The 20841-nt window shown below is 69.8% G+C and carries 19 protein-coding genes; 5 read left to right on the forward strand and 14 right to left on the reverse strand.

Going from position 1 to position 20841, the window contains the following annotated elements; all coding sequences use genetic code 11:
* Window positions 1-9 precede the first annotated feature (9 nt).
* From fabG to AC1DNF_RS04885, 10 genes are read right to left on the reverse strand one after another with little or no spacing between them, the layout of a single operon-like run.
* Complete coding sequence (gene fabG, locus AC1DNF_RS04840; protein ID WP_478147417.1) at window positions 10-753, reverse strand: 3-oxoacyl-ACP reductase FabG; 744 nt, start codon at window positions 751-753, stop codon at window positions 10-12.
* Window positions 750-1217: a hotdog family protein gene (locus tag AC1DNF_RS04845; protein WP_478147418.1), complete on the reverse strand. Its 468-nt coding sequence runs from the start codon at window positions 1215-1217 to the stop codon at window positions 750-752. The genes fabG and AC1DNF_RS04845 overlap by 4 nt, the downstream gene beginning before the upstream one ends.
* Window positions 1214-1963 carry a class I SAM-dependent methyltransferase gene (locus AC1DNF_RS04850; protein ID WP_478147419.1) on the reverse strand — a complete coding sequence of 250 codons (750 nt, stop codon included), beginning with the start codon at window positions 1961-1963 and terminating at the stop codon, window positions 1214-1216. The genes AC1DNF_RS04845 and AC1DNF_RS04850 overlap by 4 nt, the downstream gene beginning before the upstream one ends.
* The gene (locus AC1DNF_RS04855) at window positions 1960-2814 is read right to left on the reverse strand and encodes a polysaccharide deacetylase family protein (RefSeq protein ID WP_478147420.1); all 855 of its coding nucleotides are present in this window, start codon (window positions 2812-2814) and stop codon (window positions 1960-1962) included. The genes AC1DNF_RS04850 and AC1DNF_RS04855 overlap by 4 nt, the downstream gene beginning before the upstream one ends.
* A 9-nt stretch (window positions 2815-2823) precedes the next feature.
* Entirely contained in the window at window positions 2824-5214 is a 2391-nt protein-coding gene (locus AC1DNF_RS04860) for an MMPL family transporter (RefSeq protein WP_478147421.1), read from the reverse strand.
* The gene (locus AC1DNF_RS04865; protein ID WP_478147422.1) at window positions 5211-5843 is read right to left on the reverse strand and encodes a LolA-related protein; all 633 of its coding nucleotides are present in this window, start codon (window positions 5841-5843) and stop codon (window positions 5211-5213) included. The genes AC1DNF_RS04860 and AC1DNF_RS04865 overlap by 4 nt, the downstream gene beginning before the upstream one ends.
* A complete protein-coding gene (locus tag AC1DNF_RS04870) occupies window positions 5815-6792 on the reverse strand; it encodes an acyl-CoA synthetase (protein ID WP_478147423.1) in 978 nt (325 codons plus the stop codon). Before AC1DNF_RS04870 ends, AC1DNF_RS04865 begins: the two co-directional genes overlap by 29 nt.
* Window positions 6789-8501: an AMP-binding protein gene (locus tag AC1DNF_RS04875; RefSeq protein WP_478147424.1), complete on the reverse strand. Its 1713-nt coding sequence runs from the start codon at window positions 8499-8501 to the stop codon at window positions 6789-6791. Before AC1DNF_RS04875 ends, AC1DNF_RS04870 begins: the two co-directional genes overlap by 4 nt.
* A 34-nt stretch (window positions 8502-8535) precedes the next feature.
* Entirely contained in the window at window positions 8536-9174 is a 639-nt protein-coding gene (locus AC1DNF_RS04880) for a COG4648 family protein (RefSeq protein WP_478147425.1), read from the reverse strand.
* A gap of 3 nt (window positions 9175-9177) precedes the next feature.
* The gene (locus AC1DNF_RS04885; protein ID WP_478147426.1) at window positions 9178-9489 is read right to left on the reverse strand and encodes a phosphopantetheine-binding protein; all 312 of its coding nucleotides are present in this window, start codon (window positions 9487-9489) and stop codon (window positions 9178-9180) included.
* A 110-nt stretch (window positions 9490-9599) separates the two neighbouring features.
* On the opposite strand from AC1DNF_RS04885, the gene AC1DNF_RS04890 reads away from it, so the two are divergent.
* Window positions 9600-11117: a helicase HerA-like domain-containing protein gene (locus tag AC1DNF_RS04890; protein WP_478147427.1), complete on the forward strand. Its 1518-nt coding sequence runs from the start codon at window positions 9600-9602 to the stop codon at window positions 11115-11117.
* A gap of 15 nt (window positions 11118-11132) precedes the next feature.
* Here the strand turns inward: AC1DNF_RS04890 and AC1DNF_RS04895 are convergent, their stop codons facing one another.
* The 3 genes from AC1DNF_RS04895 to AC1DNF_RS04905 form a co-directional block, all read right to left on the reverse strand.
* Window positions 11133-11576 carry a Spy/CpxP family protein refolding chaperone gene (locus tag AC1DNF_RS04895; RefSeq protein WP_478147428.1) on the reverse strand — a complete coding sequence of 148 codons (444 nt, stop codon included), beginning with the start codon at window positions 11574-11576 and terminating at the stop codon, window positions 11133-11135.
* Between the two features lie 120 nt (window positions 11577-11696).
* Complete coding sequence (locus AC1DNF_RS04900) at window positions 11697-11894, reverse strand: hypothetical protein (RefSeq protein ID WP_478147429.1); 198 nt, start codon at window positions 11892-11894, stop codon at window positions 11697-11699.
* A 71-nt stretch (window positions 11895-11965) separates the two neighbouring features.
* On the reverse strand, window positions 11966-12490 hold the full coding sequence (locus AC1DNF_RS04905) for a C40 family peptidase (protein ID WP_478147430.1): 525 nt from the start codon (window positions 12488-12490) through the stop codon (window positions 11966-11968).
* 137 nt (window positions 12491-12627) lie between these two features.
* On the opposite strand from AC1DNF_RS04905, the gene AC1DNF_RS04910 reads away from it, so the two are divergent.
* The 3 genes from AC1DNF_RS04910 to AC1DNF_RS04920 all read left to right on the forward strand — a co-directional run bounded on the left by AC1DNF_RS04910 (window position 12628) and on the right by AC1DNF_RS04920 (window position 17857).
* Window positions 12628-16170, forward strand: coding sequence for a patatin-like phospholipase family protein (locus AC1DNF_RS04910; protein WP_478147431.1), 3543 nt, complete (start codon window positions 12628-12630; stop codon window positions 16168-16170).
* Window positions 16171-16241: 71 nt separating this feature from the next.
* Entirely contained in the window at window positions 16242-16523 is a 282-nt protein-coding gene (locus AC1DNF_RS04915; protein ID WP_478147432.1) for a helix-turn-helix domain-containing protein, read from the forward strand.
* Window positions 16520-17857, forward strand: coding sequence for a type II toxin-antitoxin system HipA family toxin (locus AC1DNF_RS04920; protein ID WP_478147433.1), 1338 nt, complete (start codon window positions 16520-16522; stop codon window positions 17855-17857). Before AC1DNF_RS04915 ends, AC1DNF_RS04920 begins: the two co-directional genes overlap by 4 nt.
* A gap of 81 nt (window positions 17858-17938) precedes the next feature.
* On the opposite strand, the gene AC1DNF_RS04925 is transcribed toward AC1DNF_RS04920, so the two are convergent.
* On the reverse strand, window positions 17939-18922 hold the full coding sequence (locus AC1DNF_RS04925) for a LysR substrate-binding domain-containing protein (protein ID WP_478147434.1): 984 nt from the start codon (window positions 18920-18922) through the stop codon (window positions 17939-17941).
* A 69-nt stretch (window positions 18923-18991) separates the two neighbouring features.
* Here AC1DNF_RS04925 and AC1DNF_RS04930 point away from each other — a divergent pair, with 69 nt between their 5' ends.
* Entirely contained in the window at window positions 18992-20827 is a 1836-nt protein-coding gene (locus AC1DNF_RS04930) for a gamma-glutamyltransferase family protein (protein WP_478147435.1), read from the forward strand.
* Window positions 20828-20841 lie beyond the last annotated feature (14 nt).

The raw sequence follows: 20841 nt of genomic DNA on the forward strand, positions 1-20841 counted from the left end.
CGGCAACGGCTAGATCATCCCGCCATTGATCGAAATGACCTGCCCCGTGATGTAGGCCGCCTCGTCGCTCGCAAGGAAGCCGGCCAGCGCCGCCACTTCCTCGGGCTTGCCGGCGCGTTTGGCCGGCACGATCTGGTTGATCATCGCGGCATCGAAGGCGCCATCGGCCATCGGCGAGGCGATGATGCCCGGCGCAATCGCATTGACCGTCACGCCGCGCGCCGCCACTTCGAGCGACAGCGCCTTGGTCGCGCTGTTGAGCGCACCCTTGGCCGCCGCGTAATTGACCTGGCCGCGGTTGCCCGTGAGCGAGGCCACCGACGAGATATTGAGAATGCGCCCCCAGCGCGTGCGCAGCATCGGCAGCAGCAACGGCTGCGTGACGCGGAAGAAGCCATTGAGCGAAACGTCGATCACCTTGTGCCACTGCTCGGCCTTCATCCCCGGCAGCACGGCGTCGTCGTGCACGCCGGCATTGTTCACGATGATCTGCACCGGCCCGCCTTCGAGCATGCGGGCGCAGGCGGCGGCCGAGGCCTCGTCGCTGCGCAGGTCAAACACTAGGCACTCGGCCTTGCCGCCCGCCGCCGTGATGGTGGCCGCCAGTTGCTCGACCGACTCGGGCCGCGAATTGGCATGCAGCAGCACGGTGGCGCCGTCGCGCGCCAGGCGCTGCGCGATGGCCGCGCCGAGCGCACCGCTGGCGCCGGTGACGAGGGCTCGCTTTCCGGCGAGTGGAGTGTCGAGGCTCATGGATTTTCTTCCTTGGCAAGCGGGGTGTTGAGAACGACGATCGCGCGGCCTTCGGCGAGTGCATGGCCCCGCGCGTCCTTGACCGCGAATTCGTAGAGGATCTGGTTGACGTCGCCGGACATGCGCCGCGCATGCACATGCATCGCACCCTCGATGTCGTCGATGCGCTCGACCGCCAGGCGCACGTTGCGCGCACTCGCCAGGAAGCCGGCCGAGGGTTCGCTGCCCTCCGCCGCGAGCAGCCCGCCATGCAGCGCCATCGCCTGCGCGGCGTATTCGATCAGGTTGGGCGACAGCAGCCCGCTCGCGGTGCGCAAGGGGTTGTCCGCATGCGTGTGTGTGGTGGTCGTGCAGTGGATGGCGTTCTCATCCCACGATGCCAGGTGCTCCAGCAGGCACATGGTGCCGCTGTGCGGAATGCGCCGGGCGATGCCGGCGCGGTCGAGGGTTTGCGGTGCGGTCAACGAGACTCCTCCAGATCGGCCACCAGCAACACATTCGCGAAGGGCGTGCCCTTGCTCATGGGAATGCTGCGGACCGAGAAACCAAGGCGCCGCAACAGCGCCATCCATTCTTCGAGCGGCCGGCCCCAGGTGGGGGCGACGCGATGTCCGCGAACCCGCGTCACCGTGCGGTCCACCCGTTGGCTGATCGCGAAGCAGCGACGGTTCGCCGCGTCGCCGACGCGCAGCAGCAGGCGCCCTCGCGGCTGCAGGGCTTCCCGAACGCGGTCGAGCAGGCGCTCCTGCGCCGCGTGGTCGACGTAGTGGAGCACGTCGAGGATCACGACCAGGTCGCAGGCCGGCAAGGGCGCCGTGCGCATGTCGCCGCAGACGAACCGCGGCACGGGCCGCAGTCGGCCCACGGACGCCTCGGCCCGCGACACATCCCTGGACATCAGCTCGATGCCTGTGTAGTCGACCGCCACCGGCGCCTGGAGCCACGCGGCGGGCCAGCGGCCGGATTGCGACTGCATCGCGCCCATGCTGGCGAGCAGGTTCGCGAACAGGCCCTGGCCACAGCCGATATCGACCACGCGGCGGTGCGCTTCACCGATGAGCCCGCGCTCGACAAGGCCGCGAAAGACCGGGTCGTGCCCGAGCTTTCCACGCGCGAAATGCCAGGCGAAGCGGCCCGCCTGCCGATAGGGCGCGGTGGCGGCTTCATGCAGTTCACGCCAGGCGTCGTCTTGCGAAAGCCGGGCACTCATGCTCCCATCGCCTCCGGCAAGGTCACGGCGCGCAGGCCCTCGGCCTCGATGCGGGCGAGCAAGGCCGGCAACACCTCCAGCACCACCGCGAGGCCGGCCGCCGTGCGCGCGGCATTGCCGTCGTGCAGCAGCAGGATGTCGCCCGCGCGCAGACCGCGCGCGAGGCGCGCCAGCACGGTGGCCGCGTCGCCCTCGCGCGTGTCGAAGCCGCGGCGCGTCCAGCTCACCAGCGACAGGCCCAGGCGATGCAGCACCGGCGCCAGGAAGGGATTGCGCAGGCCCGCGGGCGCGCGAAAGCAGGTCGGGCGCTGCCCCGTGACCTCCTGCAGCACGTCCTGCGCGCGCGAGATCTCGGCCGCGAAGCCGCGCGGGCCGAGAAAGGAAAAGTTGTGCCGATGGCGCGCCGTGTGGTTCTGGATGCTGTGGCCCCGCGCCACGATCTCGCGCGCCAGGTCCGGATGCGCGAGCACGCGCTCGGCGATGCAGAAGAAGGTGGCGCGCTGGCCGTGGGCGTCGAGCATGTCCAGCACGCGCGGCGTGACTTCCGGATCCGGGCCGTCGTCGATGGTGATGGCGACCTCGCGGCGCGCCACGGCCGGCTGCGGCAGCCGCGTGAGGTTGGGCCCCAGCAGCCTGCTGCGCGGCGTGAGGCCCGCGCCCGTGATCAGCGCATGGTTGAGCACGATCGCGCCGATCGCCCAAGGCGCCGCGCCCGGCACCAGCACGCCGGCACCGATGGCCAGCGCATGCCAGGCGAGGCTGGCGCGCATGATGGGCGGCCAGGGCCAGGATTCGGGAGCGGCGGGAACGGGCGTGGATGGGTGCATGGGGGAGGACGTCGATTTTCCCATCATGCCCCCTCAGGAAGCGGCCGGCCGGGCCGGCCCCATGGCGCGCGCGAAGGCGGCCGACAACAGCAGCGCCAGCAGGGCGCCGGGCGCCACCACGCGGCCGATCGCCGACAGCGCGGGGATGTCCGAGATCGCGATCAACCCGAAGGAGACCACCGTCGTGAGGTTGGCGAGCATCAGCGAGGCCAGGGTGTCCTCGTCCGCGCGGCCGGTCTCGCGCAACTGGTCGAAGAAGAGCGCGTAGTTCGAACCCACCGCCACCACCAGCAGCAGGCCCACCAGGTGCAGGATGCCCAGCGGCACCTGCAGCACGGCCATGCCGCCGAGCGTCAGCACCACGGCCACCACCAGCGGCTGGCAGACCGCCAGCAGCCGGCGGCCCGAGCGCAGGTAGGCGCCCAGCAGCACCACCACCGCCAGCGCGCCCAGCAGCACCTGCACGAAGGCCTCGTGCAGATAGTGGTCGTACAGGCTGGCGAGCTCATGCCCGACGTCGATCACCTGGACCTCCGGCAGCCCCGCCAGCGCGCTCGCGAGGCGGGCCTGGTCGAAAGTCGCGCCCGGATGCAGCGAGATCAGCGCCGACCACCCTCCCCCCGGCCGCTCGAACATCAGCGCGTTGATGAGCGCACCCAGCGGCCCGCCCTGGAGGTCGGCGCCCTGAATGACGGGCTGCTTGCGCGCCGCCTCGACATCGGCGAGGAAGGGCTCGAGCCGGCTCGCCGGCAGCGGAAGGCCCTGGGTGGCCTCGCCCAGCCGCGCGCGCAGCGTCGCGGCATCGGGCAGGCTCGCGATGCGCGCCGCCTGCGCCGCCGCGCTGGGCAGCACGCGCGTGACCGTTTCGTAGCCCGCCAGGTCGCCCTTGTCCACCAGGGCCTCCAGCCGCGCACCGGCCGCCTCGGTGTTGCGCAGGGCCGCCTGCTCGTCCGCGCCATGCACCACGACCAGCGTGCCCGCCTCGCTGGCGCCGATGTCGGCGCGCAGTTCCTCGTCGAGCTTCTGAGCCGCCTGCGGCACGGGGCTCATCGCCGACAGGTTGGCGCGCCACAGGTGGCCGCCCTGCCACAGCACCAGCGCCAGCGCCGCCACACCCAGGCCGACGAAGACGTAGCGCAGGCGCGGCAGGCCGCGCACGATCACGCCCGCGACCTGCGCCATCTGCCGCCGCATGCCCATGCCGGTCGCGCCATCGGGCGCCAGCACCGGCAGCACATGGCGGGCCACCAGCGCTGCGGCAATCAGGCCCGCGAGCGAGAACACGCCGAGCTGCGCCAGGCCAGGGAAGCCCGAGAAGACCAGCGCCGCGAAGCCGCACACCGAGGTCAGCAGGCCCAGGCGCACCGTCGGCCAATGGATGTCCCGCCAGCGCTGCCATCCGGTGCCCGGCACGGCCGCGCCGCGCGCCTGGATGAGGTAGTAGATGGCGTAGTCGACCGTCTCGCCGATCAGCGTGCTGCCGAAGCCCATGGTCAGGCCATGCACCTGGCCGAAGACCAGGCTCACCGAGGCCGTGCCCGCGACCACCCCGGTCGCAACCGGCAGCAGCGCAATGACCAGCGCGCGCGGCGAGGCAAAGGCCAGCAGCAGCAAGGCGCCCATGACGACGCCGCCGATGGCGGCAAGGTGCATCGCCTCGCCCTTGATCTTGTCCCGGCTCTCCACCGAGAACACCGGCGAGCCGCTCAGCAGCAGCCGGGGGCCGGCATCGCCCATCCCGCGGGTGGCCGCGTCGAAGGCGCGGCGCACGGTGGCGATATCGACCGCCAGCGCATCGAGATCGCTCCCCGCCGCGCGCGTGGTGGCCAGCATCAGCGCGCGCGGGTGGGTGCGCGACACCCACACGCCCGCCTCGCTGCGTGGCGCGCTCGCGGGGATCAGGCCTTCGGCGATGCGCTGCATCTCGCCCGTCGGGTCGCGCTCCAGCAGCGGCCTGACCGCGTTGCCGGCCGGCGTGCCGAGCGTCGAGAGCGTGTCGAGGATGGCGTCGCGCAGCCCGGCGCTGGTGAAGCGTTCCGGGGAAACATCGGGCGCCAGTTGGTAGCGATGGTCGAGCAGCCAGCTGCCCGCCGCCGTCCAGTCGCTGGTGTCGCCGTTCTGGACCTGCTCGAAGCGCCGGCTCTCGCGCATGGCCGTGGCCACGGCGCGGGAAACGCCGGCGCGCTGCGTGGCGTCCTTGCCGCCTTCGATGCCGATGAACAGCGTGCGCGAGGCCACGCCGCTTTGCAGCTGCTCGATGAGCACGCGCTGCCGCGCATCCGGGCTCGCGGGCAGGAAGGCCGAGAGGTCGGCGCTGAAATGGGTGCGCGCGATCAGCGTGGCGCCGATCGCGAGCAGCAGCAGCCAGATGCCGATCGCCAGCGTGGCGCGACGCCGGCCGGAGCCCTGGGCCCTGCCCGTCACGGCGTCTGCCGTGCGGGTGCAGAAACCGGCCGCGCCGCGCCGCGCTCGGGCACGATGTTCATCACCGAGCGGTCGCCGCCGATGAATTCCATCTCCACGCCGAGCACCTCGCCTGCCTTGCCGCTGATGCGCACCGTGCGCACCTGGGCGGCCAGCCGATCGTCGGTCGGCTGCAGCTCGATCGCCCATCCCGAGGAAGACCCGGACACCGTGCTGCGGAAGTATCGCTGCAGCGTCGCGCTGTCGCCGCTCAGCGTGCCGCGCATTGCCTCCACCATGCCGAGCAGCTCGGGCATGCTGTCGAGCGCCATGGTGCGCGTGCGTCCGCCGCGCGAGAGGGTCAGGGTGTTGCCCTCCACCACCATCGATTCGGGGCGCGGCGACAGCGTGCGGCGGGCGAGCCGGTCGGGCGCGGTGAAGCTCAGCGTGCCGCTGGCGTCCAGCGGCCCTTCGATGCCGCGCACGAAGCGCTGCTCGGTGAAGCGCGCTTCCCCGCTCTTCTGCCTGGCCAGCAGGCCCATCAGCTCGGGCAGGTCGAGCGCCCATGCCGACGACGCGCACAGCGCCAGCGCCGCCAGCAGCAGGCCTCTGCGCCAGCGGTCAAACCGAATCTTCGAGCCAGAAATCATGGAAGTTGAACCAGTTGTACGGGTAGGCACGGCACAAGGCCTCCAGCCGTGCCACGTAGCTTTCGAGCGCGGCGCGGATGCGGCGTTCGCGCTCGGCCGGGTCGGACACGCGCTCGCTGAAATCCGCCAGCGGTTCGAAAAATACATCGTAACGGGCGCCGCCGGCGTAGGCGCCCGCCATGAAATACACCTTCCGGCGCAACAAGGCCGCCAGCCGGAACGGCCCGTCGTTGAAAAGCGCCGGCGTGCCCAGGAAGGGCAGCGAGATGCTGCTGCCGCTCTTGCCCCCGTCTTCGGCCGCGGGCAGCGTGCGGTCGGCCAGCAGCCCCGCCAGGCCGCCGCCGTCGAGCCAGTCGCGCACCGCGAGCATCGAATGCGGCCGGCCCAGCGCGATCACGTGCGGGCGCATCTCAGGCTGGCTGATGGCATTGAGCACGCGGCTGATCTGCTGCGCGTTGTCCTGGTACATCAGCATCGCGAGCCGGAGGTCGTCCGGGTCCTCGCTGTGCTGCTTGCAGGCGCCCATGGCCTCGAAGCTGCCGACGTGCGCGCCCAGCAGGAAGGCGCCCCGACCCGCGCGCGCCTCGGCTTCCACCGGCAGGTTGCCATGAACGCGGATGTCGAACAGGTCCAGCCGGCCGCGCAGGAAATAGATGCGGTCCAGCACCGTCGAGGCGAAGGTGTGGAGCAGCTTGTAGCCGTCGCTCCAGCCGGCCCCGGGCCCGATGGCGCGGAACAGATAGCGCTTGATGTGGCGGCGCTGCGCCGGCGAGAACAGCAGGAAGTAGAGCGAGATCGGATGCAGGATCAGCCGCGTGAGCGGCCGGCCGCAGGTGATCGCGATCCAGCAGATCACGCGCAAGGCCAGCAGGTTGCTGCGCTCGGGCATGCGTGCCCAATCGGCCTGGCGCGATTTCGCGTCGCCGGCCTCCGGGGGCCCTGCGCTCATGCCGCCGCGCCTGCTTCGGGGGTCCATCGCCCGCTGGCGGCGACGACCTCGCCGCAACGCACCTCGAAGCGCAACCCGCGCGAGGCACCCGTCTCGGGGATGAGATCGATCAGCAGCGTGCTGCCCGGGCGCACCGGCGCGAGGAACTTGGCCGCCGCCAGCGTGGGCTGCGCGCCGATGCGCGCCGCCAGCGCGGGCACGCCGCGCACCGCCTCCAGCACCTCCGACAGCAGCAGCGCCCCGGGCACCAGCGGCTGGCCGGGGAAGTGGCCGGCAAAGACCGGATGGTCCGCCGGCACCTCGCGCGTGAGCCGCACCGGGGTGTCGTCGCAGGCAAGCTGCGAGAGCGCGAACTCCCGCAGCGAGCGCGCCGTGAGCTTGCCCGTGCCTTCGCGCGGAAAGGCCGCCACATGCACCACCCGGCGCGGCACGAAGACCGCCTCCACCCGCTCGCGCAGCGCCGCGATGATCGCGTGCGCATCGAGCGTGGGCGCCACCACGAAGGCGACCGGGCGCACCACGCCGTCGGTCACGTCGTCCGGCAGCCAGAAGGCGCCGTCCACCACGCCGGGAATGCTGTTGAGGTGATGATTGAGATAGCCCAGCGAGCTGCGCCGGCCCGCCACATGGATCAGGTCGTTGGCCCGGCCCAGCAGGCGGAAGCGCCGGTCGTCGACCAGTTCCAGGATGTCGGCCATCGGCGTCGGCTCGTGGATGAAATCGCCTTCGACGATGAAGCGCTCGCCGCCGTTGTCGTCGTGGTGCTCCGCGCGCACGCGGATGTCGCCGAAGGTCTCCCAGACCTCGCTCTGCGTCGGCCGCCGGGTCGCCACCTGGCCCGATTCGGTGCTGCCGTAGATCTCGATCATCGAGGCGCCCATCGCCTCCTCCGCCTGCGCCGCGAGCTGCGGCGAGAGCGGCGCGGTGGCCGAGAGGATCAGGTCCACCGGCGGCAGCTCGATGCCCGAAAGCAGCAAGGTCTTCAGGTGGAAAGGCGTGGTCACCAGCGCGCGCGGGCGCGGCACCGAGGCCAGCGTCTTCGCGACATCCGCCGGAAAGAAGGGCCGGCCGCTGTCGAATGCGGCGCCGCCCAGCAAGGCCAGCAGCGCGGAGGATTCGAGGCCGTAGCTGTGCTGCACCGGCACCGTCGCCACCAGCGTCAGCCCCGCGAGCGATGGCCGCCCGAGCAGGCTCGCGAGCCGCCCGGCCGCGGCGGCGATGTTGCTCACGAGCGTGTGCCATGCCTTGGCATGCGGCTGCGGCAAGCCGGTGGAGCCAGAGGTCAGCAGGCTCACGGCGTGCAGCGCGCGCGCGATGCCGGGCACCGGGTGGCCGGCGGCCAGCGATGCGTCCACGGGCGCTCGCTCTTCGATCAGCACGTTGGGCAGCCCGGGGGTCTCCGTCTGCGTGCTGTCCTTGATGGCGTAGGTGCCGTCGTCGGCCGTGCTCAGCCGCGCCAGCGTGTCGGGCCGGGCGTCGGGCGGCAGCAGGCTGGTCTGGCCGCGCACCAGCGCCGCCGCCAGGCTGACGGCGAAGGCATAGCGGTCGACGCAAAGATTGATGGCGGTGCCGCTGGCAGGCAGCACCGCCGCGAAGCGCGCCACGTCGGCCAGGAACTGGTGGCCGCTCACCGGCACGCCAAGGCGCCATGCCAGCGGCGCATCGAGGTCGCGATCCGCAAGCAGCGGCAAAGTGGAAATGTCGGTCACCGCGAGAGTCTCTCCGAGAGGTGGCTGTCGGTCGTCACCGGCCCGAGGAATCGGCCGGCGCGGCGTTGTAGAAGGCGCGCACCGCATCGATCATGCGGGTGCGCTCGAACTCCGGATGCAGCCGGTAGCGCAGCAGATGCTCGCCCACGAAGAGGCCGACGACAAGCACCGGCGACAGCAGATTCGCGAGGAAGGACCAGGCGGCGAAGGACATGAAGGCGTACACCAGGATCGACGCCACCACCATCAGCGCGAAATACCCCGTCCAGACGCGCGTCACCTGCGCCGTGTAGGCGCGGATGGCGGGCGTCAGCGGATGCACCCGCTGCGCGAACTGGCCGATGAGCGAGAGCTGGCCGCCACGCAGGGTGCCGCCGAACCATCCGCAGAGCACGGCATTGATGGCGGCATGCTGGAAGACGTAGAGCCGGTCGGGGTCCCCCGCGTTGCCGTGCAGCACCAGCGCGAAGACGAGCAGGCCCAGGATGCCGGCCGCCGCCAGGCCCCGGACGCCGAAGCGGCTACCCGCCAGGCCCAGGCCCGTGAGCCACAAAGGGCCCAGCAGCACGCCGACCGCCCAGGGCGCGGCCGCGTGGTACAGCATCATCCAGTGGGAGACGCCGGCATAGGCAACCCCCGCGAGCAGCAGGAGCGCCAGGCGCCATCGAGACATGGATCAGGTGGCGCCGCGATTCTGCGCGACGTGGGTCGCAAGACTGCGCAGCGACTGGAAGATCTGCTGGTTCCGCTCATCGTCGGAACGCAGCTGGAACCCGTACTTGCGGGAGACTTCGAGGGCGACCTCGAGGATGTCGATCGAGTCGAGCCCGAGCCCCTCGCCGTAGAGAGGCGCCGTGGGCTCGATGTCCGACGGCGCGACTTCGAGGTTCAGCGATTCGACCAGCAGCACGGCCAGTTCGTTCTCGAGCGCGGTCTGTTCGGGTGCATCGCCAACGGCGTGATGGGGGGGCTGGGCAGTCGATGACAAGGGCAAACTCCGGGAACGTAAGACAACTAGGGCACAGGGGCGGGATTATAGGAGGGCGGCTTCGCTAGACTTCCGCATTCCAACGACTCACCGACCGACAGGGAACCCCCATGGCCGACCCCCTTCTCATCGCCCGCCACGGCACCACCGAATGCGCCCTGCTCCCGGGCCTCGCCAACCGCCACGGCCTGATCACCGGCGCCACCGGCACCGGCAAGACCGTGACCCTGCAGACCATGGCCGAGAAGCTCTCGGGCATCGGCGTGCCGGTGTTCATGGCGGACGTCAAGGGCGACCTGACCGGCATGAGCCAGAAGGGCAGCATCGGCGACAAGATGGCCGCCACGCTGAAGGAGCGCGGCATCGAGCCGCCCGAGGCCGCGGCCTGCCCCGTGACGCTGTGGGACGTGTTCGGGGAACAGGGGCATCCGGTGCGGGCCACCGTGTCGGACATGGGGCCGCTGCTGCTGGGGCGCATGCTCGACCTGAACGAAACGCAGGCCGGGGTGCTGAACATCGTCTTCAAGATCGCGGACGACAACGGCCTCTTGCTGCTGGACCTGAAGGACCTGCGGGCGATGCTGCAGCACGTGGGCGAGAACGCGGGCCAGTTCACGACCGAGTACGGCAACATCAGCGCGGCGAGCGTGGGCGCGATCCAGCGCGGCCTGCTGCAGATCGAGAGCCAGGGCGGCGAGAAGTTCTTCGGCGAGCCGATGCTCAACATCCAGGACTTCATGCAGACGCAGGACGGCAAGGGCGTGATCAACATCCTGACCGCCGACAAGCTGATGAACTCGCCGCGGCTCTACGCGACCTTCCTGCTGTGGATGCTGTCGGAGCTGTTCGAGCAGCTGCCCGAGATCGGCGACCCGGAGCAGCCGAAGCTGGTGTTCTTCTTCGACGAGGCGCACCTGCTGTTCAACGAGGCGCCGAAGGCACTGGTGGAGCGCATCGAGCTGGTGGTGCGGCTGGTGCGATCCAAGGGCGTGGGGGTGTACTTCGTGACGCAGAACCCGCTGGACATTCCGGATTCAGTGCTGGCGCAGCTGGGCAACCGGGTGCAGCATGCGCTGCGCGCGTTCACGCCGAGGGACCAGAAGGCCGTGAAGGCCGCGGCGACGACGATGCGGCAGAACCCGGGCCTGGACATCGAGACCGCGATCACCCAGCTTGCGGTGGGCGAGGCGCTGGTGAGCTTTCTCGACGACAAGGGGCGGCCGACGGTCACCGAGCGCGTGTACGTGCTGCCGCCTGGGAGCCAGATGGGGCCGATCACGCCGGCGCAGCGGCAGCAACTGATCGCGGGCTCGCTGGTGGCCGGGGTTTACGAGAAGACCGTGGATCGGGAGTCGGCTTACGAGAAACTGAAGGGCCGGGCCGCGAGCGCGCCGGACGCGCCTGTGGTGGTGGCCGGGAAGCCTGGAGCCGCGGCGGCGCAAGGCTCCGGCGGGCTGATGGGCAGCCTCAACGAGATTCTCTTCGGCTCCACCGGGCCGCGCGGCGGAAAGCACGATGGGTTGGCGCAGACGATGGCGAAATCGGCTGTGCGCACGATGGGAACGACCGTGGGCAAGGAGATCCTGCGGGGGGTGCTGGGTGGGATCTTCGGGGCCAAGTCGCGGTAGTGAATGCGGCTGCTCTCAGAGCACGGCCGGCGGCAGAAAACGATCGGCGACCTGCCGCTGCTCCTCCGTCAAGCTTGCGTAAAGCTTCCGGACGGCCTCGCCGACTTCATCCATTCGTCTCGCGTCACTCCTGAATGCGGCGACCTTGCGGTCGATCGCCTGGACAGCGGTGAGCCCGTCCGGGTCGATCGGGCGCGCCGATGACTTGCCCAATGCCCAGTCCCACGCCTTTGCATCGAAGCTGTCCCACAGCGGGGATTGCTCGGGCGTGATGGCAAGCCGCACGCGCAGGTCATAGAGCTGTTCCCTAATCTGACTGGCGCGCGCTTCGCTGGACAGTGGTTGTTCGGTCGCGTGCGCACCGGGGGCCTGTTCCGCGCCGCGGCCTCGCCTGCCGCCGCCTGCGGCTCCACCGCCGAATTGCGCATGACCGAGGCTTGCAAATGAAGTCACCGCCACGCCGAGGACCAGTGCCCGCCTGCTCTTTGCCATCAATCACATCCTCGTTGGTTCAACGAGTTGAAGATTGGCATGGAACGCAAACGAAGTGGGTGAACCGCAGGTAAAGTCCACTGCTCCCTACAAGCCCGTGAACGGCTTCCCCCTGTCGATGAACACCTTGTGCAGCACGTCCAGTTCCTCCGTCTCCTCCTTCAGTTGCTGCTTGTCGAACGGCTCGCCCGCGGCGACCAGCGCCATCAGGCCGCGGTACGCATTCAGCTTGGCCTCGTAGGCCTTGAACGCCGCAAACCACTCATCCTGCTGAATTGTCGACATGCGATCTCCTCAAGAAAGCGCCAGTATGACGACCGCCGCCCTTCCCCTCCAGTGGCGATCGCCTCCTCGGTTCAGGGCCGGCGAACCTGCAGGGGCTGCCGCGACCAGTACACGTCGCCCAGGCTGTCGAGCCGCACATCGCCGCCCGACGAGGGCGCATGCACGAAGCGGCCGTCGCCCACATAGATGCCCGCGTGCGTGGGCCGGCCACGGCCGAAGAGCACGAGGTCGCCGGAGCGCATCGCGCCCGCGCTGACCGGCTGGCCGAAGCCCGAGAGTTCCGCCACGGTGCGCGGCGGCGCGGTCCCCATCCGGCTGCGGTAGACGTAGTTGATGAGCCCGCTGCAGTCGAATCCGCCGTCGACCGTGTTGCCGCCGTACCGGTAAGGCGTGCCGACCAGGCCCAGCGCATGGATGGCGATGTCATCCAGTTGCTCCGACGAGAGCGGCGCCAGGCGCGGCGCGGAAGGCCCCGGCGCCGGCCGGGTGGCGCAGCCTGCCGCGAGAAGGCAGGCGCACACCAGCATCAGCCGAAGGAAGCCCGCGGTGGCGCGGGCCGGAGCGCATGGCTCACCGAACAGCATCTTGCCAGTCATCTGCGCGAGGTCCCAAGGTGGTTGTCCCGGCATCGTAGCGCCCCGGGCAGCCGGTCCACCCCCTACCTCAAACGGTGGATGTCCCGCGCGCTCGCGCATCGATAGAGTCCCCCGTCAGCTCCACAAGGAAAAGAACAATGACGGACGTGCTGCAACAAAGCGCTGCCCGCGCCGCCGCTGACACCGAGGCCACGGCCGAAGGCCCCTCCCGGGTCATCCCCGCTCTCCGCATGGGACAGGCCCTGGCCATCGAGTCCGAGGTCATCGCCCCCGAGAACCCCGTCCACGCCACCGTCGCCTTCGCCCGCACCCTCCCCATCAGCCCCGAGGCGCCCGTCACCCCCACGCCGCCCACGCGCCCGCTCATCGGCCTCGCCCTGTCCGGCGGCGGCATCCGCAGCGCCACCTTCAGCCTCGGCGTGCTCCAGGCCCTGGCCGCGCGCGGCAAGCTCGCCTCTTTCGACTATCTCTCCACCGTCTCGGGCGGCGGCTACATCGGCAGCTGGCTCAGCGCCTGGGTCCACCGCGCGGGCATGACCGACGTGCAGGCGCGGCTGGGCGAGTCCGGCAGCCTCAGCAGCAAGGGCTCGCCGAGCGCGGCCGAGCCGAGCGAGGTGACCTGGCTGCGCCGCTACAGCAACTACCTCGCGCCCCGCGTCGGCCTCCTGTCCTTCGATGCGCTCACGCTCCTCACCACCTGGCTGCGCAATGTCGCGCTGAATGCGGTCGTCATCCTCGGCTTCCTCTGCGCCGTGCTGGTGATGCCTTTCCTGCTGCTTCAACTGGTGCGCTTCAGCGCGCCCTACTACGTCACCTTCGGCTTCGCGGGCGCCTGGTTCGGCATCATGTTCTTCGGCGTGGTGGGCTACAACCTCTGGCAGCAGAGCATGAAGACCAAGCGCAAGCGCAACTGGCTCATCTCGACGCCGGGCGTGGTGGCAACAGTGGTCACGCCGGGGCTACTCGCCTGCGGCTTCACGGCGGTCTGGCTCGGCAGCGGGCCGGCGAAGACGGGGCGCGACGCCCTGTACGCCTGCGCCTATGTGGGCATCCTGCTGGTGCTGCTGCTCGCGACCTGGGCCGTGGCCGAATACCTCAAGCCGCGCGACGAGCGCATGAAGCCGGGCGACTTCGCGGTGATCGCGCTCGCCGCGCCCATCGCCTTCGCCGCCGGCATCCTCGTCCTGATGGCGCTCTACATCGGCTGGCACGCTCTGCTCGACAGCGCCACGGACATGCAGCGGCAGATCATGCTGCTGCTGGCCGGCCCGCCCGCGGTGGTGTTCGCCTTCGGCGTCGCCACCACCGTCTTCACCGGCATGGTCGGGCGCGTGTACTTCGAACGCAGCCGCGAGTGGTGGAGCCGGCTCAACGCGTGGCTGCTCTCGCTGGGCACGGGCTGGGCGGTCTGGATCGCGCTGGCCTTTCTCACGCTGCCGCTGCTGCACTGGCTCTTCACGCAGATCGGCCACTGGATCGGACTGCTGGGCACGGGATGGATCGGCAGCCTGCTGGCCACCGTGCTCTTCAAGAAACCCGAGGCCGCCTCCAAGCGCATGCAGATGAACGTCGACAGCGCGCTCAACATCGCGGCCACGGTGTTCATCGCCGGGCTGCTGGTGGTGCTCTCGGCGCTGGTCTCGTGGAGCCTGCTGCGGCTGGCGGATGTGCCGCTCGGCGCGCTCGCCCCGCCGACGGCCGTGGCGAAAGCCACCTACGAGATCACCGGCCCCGGCCGCCAGCTCGCCTACACCGTCGCCCCGCCGGCCGACAAGGACCCATCCCTCGCCACGACCCTCCACGCCTACATGAACGCCTTCGGCGCGATCGAGGATGCCTCGGTGCTCGGCGGCTACATCAGCATGCCGGCCATCGCGCTGCTGGGGCTCTTCGGCATCGTGATGCTCTTCGCCGCGCGCGTGGACATCAACAAGTTCTCGCTGCACAACATGTACAAGAACCGCCTCGTGCGCTGCTACCTGGGGGCGAGCAACCAGGCCTCGCGCAACGAGCAGCCCTTCACCGGGCTCGACGATGCCGACGACCTGCCGCTCTCGGCGCTGGGCGGCAGCGTGGACGCCACGGGCACGACCAGGTCGCGCGCGCAGCGGCCGCTGCACATCATCAACACCGCGCTCAACATCACGCAGGGCAACAACCTCGCATGGCAGGAGCGCAAGGCGGCGTCCTTCATCTTCACGCCGGTGGTCTGCGGCTATTCGCTGGAACGCACGCAGGGCGACTCGACGGCCATCGACGACCCCGCCACCGGGGCCCAGCCGGGCTACCGGCTGACGGCCGAGTACGGCGCGAACGACGTGGAAGAAAAGGGCTTCACGCTCGGCATGGCGCTCGCCACATCGGGCGCCGCCGTCAGCCCCAACATGGGCCATGCGAGCCGGCCGGCGCGCGCCTTCGTGCTGACGCTGTTCAACGTGCGCCTGGGCCGCTGGAGCGCCAACCCGGCGCGCGAGATGTGGCGCAAGCCCAGCCCCCGCTTCGGGCTGGTGCCGCTGCTGCAGGAACTCTTCGGCTACAGCAACGAGAGCCGGAATTTCGTGTACCTGTCGGATGGCGGTCATTTCGACAACCTGGGCATCTATGAACTCGTGCGACGCCGATGCTCGACGATCCTGGTGGTCGACGCGGGGGCCGATCCCGAACGCAGGATGGGCGATCTCGCGGAGACGGTGCGCAAGTGCCGCGTCGACCTCGGCGTGGAGATCGATCTGCCCGAACTGCCGCTGCTGGAGGGCGACGAGCAGATGCAGTCGCTGCAAGGCTACGCCAAGGGCGTCATCCACTACGACCTGATGGACCCGGCGCAGGACGGCACGCTGATCCTGATCAAGCCCTCCATGACCCGCAGCCGCGACGAGCCGGTGGACGTGCTGAACTACGCCTCGCAGAACCCGCCCTTTCCGCAGCAGGCGACCTCGGACCAGTTCTTCGACGAGAGCCAGTTCGAGAGCTATCGCAGGCTCGGGGCCTTCATCGCCGAGGAGTGCCTGAACCAGCATGGCGCGCTGTTTCCGCCGCGCCCGGCCGGCCCCGCGCCCGCGCCGGTGGCGCAGCCGGCCGAACCGGCGGCCCACTCGACCCGGTTCGTGGGGCGGCTGCTGTCCCTGTTCGGGCGCCCCAAGGCCAGGCCGCTGCCCTCGCGCGACGGTGCCCTGGTCGACATGCATGGGGTGGCGCTGTTCCTGAGCCTGGTCGTGATGCTGCTCTTCGGCATCTTCGACGCGCTGTACTTTGGCGGCAGCACGAGGTTCTGCGTGACGCGCGCGGCCTGCGAGACCTCGCTCGCGCCCTTCTTCGAAGTGGGGCGCGCATCGCCGATCCGCTTCATGGTGCGCGCCGGCGTGGACAACCTCTTCGTGCTGCTCTACGCGACGATGTTCATCTCCGGCTTCCTGGTCGCGCTGCAGCGGGCCTCCGCGCCGACCTTCGCCAGAAGATACGTGCTGCCGGTGCTGTGCCTGATCGTGCTGGGGGCGGCGGCGGCGGACCTGGCGGAGAACCTCCAGACCATCGGCTGGGTCGAGACCCTCAGCGACAACCCGGCGCGCGCGATCGCCGGGATCACCCGGACGAAGTTCGTGCTGGTGGGGCTCGGCTTTCTGGCGTGGCTGGTGCTGGCGCGCGGGATCTGGCGGGTCTTTCGGAAGCGCTGGGGGTGAAGCAGCTTGCAAAAATTGACGTTTAGATCAAGAATTGCCAACCATATGCCAATTCTTGACGTAAACATCAATTGCAAACTCTCCAAGAGCTAGGCGAAGCGATTGCCACGCGCCGTCACGCGCTGGGCCTTCAGCAAGGCACGGTGGCCGCCCAGGCGGGTATCACGGCCGAAACGCTATCGCGCTTCGAGCGCGGGCGTTCGGCCGAGTTCGGCGCGCGCAAGCTCATGGCGGTGCTCGCGGTGTTGGGCATGGAACTCGATTTCCTGACCATGGGCCAAGCCGGCACGCTGGACGAACTGCGGCTTGAGCGCAATCGCGCAGGCACCACTGCGGGCACGCGCAACACATGAAGCTGGCGGTTCATGTTCTCGGTCGGGATGTGGCTGTGCTGGAGCAGGCGGGCGACTTCAGGAGTGTGCTGACCTATCACGCCCATGCGGCATCGGACGACCTTGTTTCGCTCACGATGCCGGTTCGCACCGAGTCCTATGTCTGGGACGATCAGCTTCCCCCGGTATTGCAGATGAACCTGCCCGAGGGCTACCTGTTGCAGGTGCTTCAAGAGCAGTTCGGGCCTCATATCGGCGCCAGTCCCATCGCCTTGCTGTCGGTGATCGGCCGAAATATGGTCGGGCGTCTTCAGGTGGCGGCGGCCGGTGCAAGCTTGAACGAGCCCGCCAGGCCGATTGAAGTCGCCGAACTGCTTCGGGGAGACAACTCCGAAGAAGCCTTCGCCGAACTGGTGCGCCAGCACGCGACAAGCGGGGTGTCGGGCGTGGTTCCCAAGTTCCTGGACGCGCAAGACGAACCGGCGAGCGATCGAGCCACCTCAACGCTGGCCGACCACCACAAAGCCAGTCTCGTCACCCATCGCCACATCATCAAAGGCTCCAGCCGCCAACTGCCCTTTGTCGCTCTGAACGAGCACCTTTGCATGCAGGTGGTGGGGCGCGTCACGCCCGCGGCCAGAACGGAAATATCGGACGACGGCCAAGCGCTGGTGGTGCACCGTTTCGACGTCGACGAGCACGGGCAGGCTCACTGGGGCATGGAAGATTTCTGCTCGCTGCTGGGCTTGCGCCCGGCCGCGAAATACGACACCACCTGGGAGCGCATTGCGCGCGCCGTTCGCGACCATGTTCCGGGCGAGCGCCGCCTGGCAAGCTATCGGCAGTTGGCCACGCTGCTGCTGCTGACCTACGCGCTGCGCAATGCGGACTGTCATGCCAAGAACCTGGCCTTGCTGTACACCTCGCGCGCCGACGTGCATCTCTCCCCCGCCTACGACATGCTGACCACCTGCGCATACGCAAGCTTTCAGCACAACCCGCCAGCCATTGAGTTCATGGGAAAGAAGACCTGGACGCCCGGGAAGAATCTGCAGAAGTTCATCGCGGGCACCTTCGGCATTGAGCCAAGGGAACAGACCCGGATCGTCGAGGCGATCAGCGATGCGGTTTCCGAGGTCGGCCCGCTTGTGCGCCAGGCCATGAAGGACCATGGCGGTTTCGAGGACGTCGGAAAACGAATGTTGAACGCGTGGGCCGAGGGCGTCCAGGGCTTGCGAGACCAGCGCGTCTACGCCGTCGGCGAATGGGCTGCCGGTGAAGCCTTCTCGGCGCCGCCAAAGCTGAAGACAAAGGCAGCCAAGATCGGTCGCTCGCCACTGCTTGGGCAACGATAGTCCGCTTCTGTCTCGGGTCGGGCCCGCGCATCGCCAGAACGCTCGGCTGCACTTGAACCGCTTGGGCGGCAGCCCGCCGACTCAACTCCGCGCCGCCCCCGCCAGCCTCATCGCCGCATCCCGTATCGCCCCCGCCAGCGCCCGCACCGTCGGCTGCCGCGAAATGCTCTGCGAGACGAAGAAGCTGATCGGCGGCAGGTTCCAAGAAAGCTCATAGGGCAGCGGCGCGCAAGTCCCGCCCAGGGCCAGCTCCGCGGCCACGTCCCGCGCAAGAATCGTCACCGCATTCGGCTCGCGCCGAAGCACCGTCTCGATGCTCCTCAGCGACCAGGTCTCCACGATCGGCGAAGGCGGCTGCACGCCCGCGCCCAGGAAGATCGCGTTGAAGGTCCGCCGCATCGGCGTGTTCGGCGGCGGCATGATCCAGTCCAGCGCCGCCAGCCGGCGCCAGTCCAGCGGCCCCTTCGACAGGCGCGCCCGGCTCTTGACCGGCACCAGCAGGCAAGGCACCTGCTGGTAGATCGCCTCCTGCGTGATGTCGATGTCGATATGGCCGTGGAAGGAACGGCCGATCACGCAATCGAGTTCGCGCGCGCTCAGGGCCGCCACCAGTTCATCCGTCGTTCCTTCCTTCGCCAGTACCGCGACGCGCGGCGTCTGTCCCAGCAGATGCGTGAAGGTCGCGCCCAGCAACGCCTCGGGCACGTGCGGCGTCACGCCGATGCGCACCCGCCCCGTCAGCCCGGTGTCGATGGCCGTCAGCACCTTGGTGGTCGACTCCATGTCCGCCAGCGAGATCAGCGCGTAGTGGAGCACGGCCTCTCCGGCCGGGGTCGGCGTCAGGCCCCGGCTCGTGCGCGCGAACAGCGGCGTCATGAAGATGTCCTCCACCTCCTTCAGCGCCTTGGTGATGGCCGGCTGGCTCAGGCCCAGCTCGACCGCGACCCGGCTGAGCGTGCGGTGCTTGTTCACGCTCTGCAGCAGCGCCAGGTGGCGCAGCTTCAGGCGCGACAGGAGGGTGTGCCGAAGCTGCTCGGCGCGGTCGTTCGTGGTGTCGGCTGGCATAACCGCGAGGTTATACACACATCAAAAACGAGCGCAAAAACGTGAATGGCGCCTCCTAGACTGCCATCCATGTTCACGACCCGCCCTGAAATCATCGGCACCCACGGTGTCGCATCGTCGACCCACTGGCTGGCCTCGCAGACCGCCATGGGCGTGATGGAGCGCGGCGGCAACGCCTTCGACGCGGCGGTGGCCGGCGGCTTCGTGCTGCAGGTGGTCGAGCCGCACCTGAACGGCCCGGCCGGCGAAGTGCCGATCCTGTTCTGGAGCGAGCGCGAGCGGCACATGCGCGCGGTCAACGGCCAGGGCTGGGCGCCGGCCGCCGCCACCCCGGCGGCCTTCAGGCAGCGCGGCTTCGAGCAGGTGCCCGGCATCGGCCTGCTGGCCGCGACGGTGCCCGGCGCCTTTCCGGCCTGGCTCACCCTGCTGCGCGACCAGGGCAGCTGGTCGCTCGCCGAGGTGCTGGCGCCCGCGATCGGCTATGCGCGCGACGGCTTCCCGGTCGTGCCGCGCCTGGCGCGGGCCATCCTGGGCGTGCGCGAGCTGTTCAATGCGCACTGGACATCGTCGGCGCAGGTGTGGCTGGTCGATGGGCGCGTGCCGCCACCCGGCTCGCTGTTGCGCCTGCCCGCGCTGGCCGCCACCTATGAGCGCATCGTCGAATCCGCGCAGCGCGAGGCGTCGAGCCGCACCGGCGTGATCGAGGCGGCGATGCGCATCTGGCAGCAGGGCTTCGTGGCGCGCGACATCGACAGCTTCTGCCGCACGCAGGCCGTGCGCGACAGCAGCGGCGAGCGCCACGCCGGCCTGCTGCGACTGGACGACATGGCCGAATGGAAGGTCGACGTGGAAGCGCCGCTCGGCGTCGACTTCGACCGCTTCACGGTCGCCAAGTGCGGCTTCTGGAGCCAGGGCCCGATGTTCCTCCAGCAGCTGACGATGCTGCGTCACGCCGGGCTGGATCGCCACGCGCCCGACAGCGCCGGCTTCGTGCACAGCATCGCGGAGGCGGCGAAGCTGGCCCTGGCCGACCGCCTGGCCTGGTACGGCGTCGCGCCCGGGGCGCAGCCCGAGGCGCAGCGCGCCCTGCTGGGCAGCGACTACGCGCGCGCACGCTGGTCGATGGTCGATGCCTCGCGCGCCTCCGGGCAGCTCCTGCCCGGCAGCCCGCTCGGGCGCGCGCCGGCCCTGCCCGACCTGGGCGTCAGCGCCCGCACGCTGCGAACGGCCGACACGCGCTTCGGCGTCGGCGAACCCACCTTCGCCGCCCTGCCGCCGGTGGCCGAGTGGGCCGACCGCGAGATCTTCATCGGCGACACCTGCCACATCGACGTGATCGACCGCCACGGCAACATGGTGGGGGCGACGCCCTCCGGCGGCTGGCTGTCTTCCAGCCCGGCGATTCCCTCGCTCGGCTTCGCGCTGGGCACCCGGCTGCAGATGACCTGGCTGGACGCGGGCCTGCCCAACACGCTCACGCCACGCGTGGCGCCCTGCACCACGCTCTCGCCCTCGCTCGCCCTGCGGGACGGCGAGCCCTACATGGTCTTCGGCACGCCGGGCGGCGACCAGCAGGACCAATGGTCCGCGGCCTTCTTCCTGCGCCACGCCGTGCACGGCATGAACCTGCAGGAGGCGATCGACGCGCCCGCCTGGCACGTCAGGCACTATCCGGGCTCCTTCTGGCCGCGGCAGACCACGCTGAACGCCATGACCATCGAATCGCGCTTCGATCCCGCGGTGATCGACCGGCTCCAGCATCTGGGGCACGGCGTGCAACAAGGCGGCCCATGGTCCGAAAGCCGCATGTCCGCCTGCAGCCGGCAGCGGGATGCGCAAGGCCGCCTGGTGCTGCGCGCCGGCGCCAATGCGCGCGGCATGCAAGGCTATGCGGTGGGGCGCTGACATGAACCTTCCTG

The sequence above is a fragment of the Variovorax sp. 01T432 genome (genome assembly GCF_056398605.1).

Bases quoted from the DNA above. Each gene is read 5' to 3' on its own strand.
- AC1DNF_RS04870 (WP_478147423.1), bottom strand. From the start codon at position 6,792: ATGAGCGCAGGGCCCCCGGAGGCCGGCGACGCGAAATCGCGCCAGGCC.
- AC1DNF_RS04930 (WP_478147435.1), top strand. From the start codon at position 18,992: ATGTTCACGACCCGCCCTGAAATCATCGGCACCCACGGTGTCGCATCG.
- AC1DNF_RS04920 (WP_478147433.1), top strand. From the start codon at position 16,520: ATGAAGCTGGCGGTTCATGTTCTCGGTCGGGATGTGGCTGTGCTGGAG.
- AC1DNF_RS04905 (WP_478147430.1), bottom strand. From the start codon at position 12,490: ATGACTGGCAAGATGCTGTTCGGTGAGCCATGCGCTCCGGCCCGCGCC.
- AC1DNF_RS04925 (WP_478147434.1), bottom strand. From the start codon at position 18,922: ATGCCAGCCGACACCACGAACGACCGCGCCGAGCAGCTTCGGCACACC.
- AC1DNF_RS04890 (WP_478147427.1), top strand. From the start codon at position 9,600: ATGGCCGACCCCCTTCTCATCGCCCGCCACGGCACCACCGAATGCGCC.
- AC1DNF_RS04850 (WP_478147419.1), bottom strand. From the start codon at position 1,963: ATGAGTGCCCGGCTTTCGCAAGACGACGCCTGGCGTGAACTGCATGAA.
- AC1DNF_RS04880 (WP_478147425.1), bottom strand. From the start codon at position 9,174: ATGTCTCGATGGCGCCTGGCGCTCCTGCTGCTCGCGGGGGTTGCCTAT.
- AC1DNF_RS04865 (WP_478147422.1), bottom strand. From the start codon at position 5,843: ATGATTTCTGGCTCGAAGATTCGGTTTGACCGCTGGCGCAGAGGCCTG.
- AC1DNF_RS04900 (WP_478147429.1), bottom strand. From the start codon at position 11,894: ATGTCGACAATTCAGCAGGATGAGTGGTTTGCGGCGTTCAAGGCCTAC.
- fabG (WP_478147417.1), bottom strand. From the start codon at position 753: ATGAGCCTCGACACTCCACTCGCCGGAAAGCGAGCCCTCGTCACCGGC.
- AC1DNF_RS04910 (WP_478147431.1), top strand. From the start codon at position 12,628: ATGACGGACGTGCTGCAACAAAGCGCTGCCCGCGCCGCCGCTGACACC.
- AC1DNF_RS04855 (WP_478147420.1), bottom strand. From the start codon at position 2,814: ATGGGAAAATCGACGTCCTCCCCCATGCACCCATCCACGCCCGTTCCC.